This window comes from Actinomadura sp. 3N407, from assembly GCF_052245875.1.
Classification (GTDB): domain Bacteria; phylum Actinomycetota; class Actinomycetes; order Streptosporangiales; family Streptosporangiaceae; genus Spirillospora.
Genome location: NZ_JBQQBP010000065.1, coordinates 1 through 1440 on the forward strand (window position 1 = coordinate 1; position 1440 = coordinate 1440).

1 protein-coding gene is annotated in these 1440 nt (G+C 64.6%); it reads left to right on the top strand.

The window, feature by feature from the left end; all coding sequences use genetic code 11:
- Positions 1–1440 (top strand): maltose alpha-D-glucosyltransferase (gene treS, locus ACTWPP_RS44905; protein ID WP_443110603.1); only part of this gene is annotated, 1440 nt, incomplete at both ends.

A 1440-nucleotide genomic window follows, 5' to 3' on the forward strand; every position in this document is an offset into this window, starting at 1 on the left:
CCGCACTGGTTCAAGACGGCGGTGTTCTACGAGGTGTCGGTACGCGGGTTCGCCGATTCCAACGGCGACGGCTACGGCGACCTGCGCGGCCTGATCAGCAAACTCGACCACCTGCAATGGCTCGGCGTGGACTGCCTGTGGCTGCTGCCCATCTACCAGTCACCCCTGCGCGACGGCGGCTACGACATCGCCGAATACACCCGCATCCTGCCCGACTTCGGCGAACTCGGAGACTTCGTCGAACTCATCGAACAAGCCCACGCCCGCGGCATCCGCGTCATCGCCGACCTGGTCATGAACCACACCTCCGACGCCCACCCCTGGTTCCAATCCTCCCGCACCGACCCCACCGGCCCCTTCGGCGACTTCTACATGTGGGCCGACGACGACACCGGCTACCCCGACGCCCGCATCATCTTCATCGACACCGAATCCTCCAACTGGACCTACGACCCCGTCCGCGGCCAGTACTACTGGCACCGCTTCTTCTCCCACCAACCCGACCTCAACTACGACAACCCCGACGTCCAAGACGCCATGCTGGAAAACCTGCGCTTCTGGCTCGACCTGGGCATCGACGGCTTCCGCCTCGACGCCGTCCCCTACCTGTACGCCCGCGAAGGCACCAACTGCGAAAACCTCCCCGAAACCCACACCTACCTCAAACGCGTCCGCACCGAAGTCGACCGCCTCTACCCCGACCGCGTCCTGCTCGCCGAAGCCAACCAATGGCCCGACGACGTCGTCGAATACTTCGGCGACCCCGCCGCCGGCGGCGACGAATGCCACATGGCCTTCCACTTCCCCGTCATGCCCCGCATCTTCATGGCCGTCCGCCGCGAACAGCGCTACCCCATCTCCGAAATCATGGCCCAAACCCCCAAAATCCCCGAATCCTGCCAATGGGGCATCTTCCTGCGCAACCACGACGAACTCACCCTGGAGATGGTCACCGACGAAGAACGCGACTACATGTACACCGAATACGCCAAAGACCCCCGCATGAAAGCCAACATCGGCATCCGCCGCCGCCTGGCCCCCCTCCTGGACAACGACCGCAACCAACTCGAACTCTTCACCGCCCTCCTGCTCTCCCTCCCCGGCTCCCCCGTCCTGTACTACGGCGACGAAATCGGCATGGGCGACAACATCTGGCTCGGCGACCGCGACGCCGTCCGCACCCCCATGCAATGGACCCCCGACCGCAACGCCGGCTTCTCCAAATGCGACCCCGCCCGCCTCTACCTCCCCGTCATCATGGACCCCATCTACGGCTACCAAGCCGTCAACGTCGAAGCCCAGGCCAACAACCCCGGATCACTCCTGCACTGGACCCGCAAAATGATCGAGATCCGGCAACGCCACCCCGTCTTCGGCGTCGGCTCCTACGTCGAACTCTCCGCCTCCAACCCCTCCGTCCTCGCCTTCACCCGCGAGATC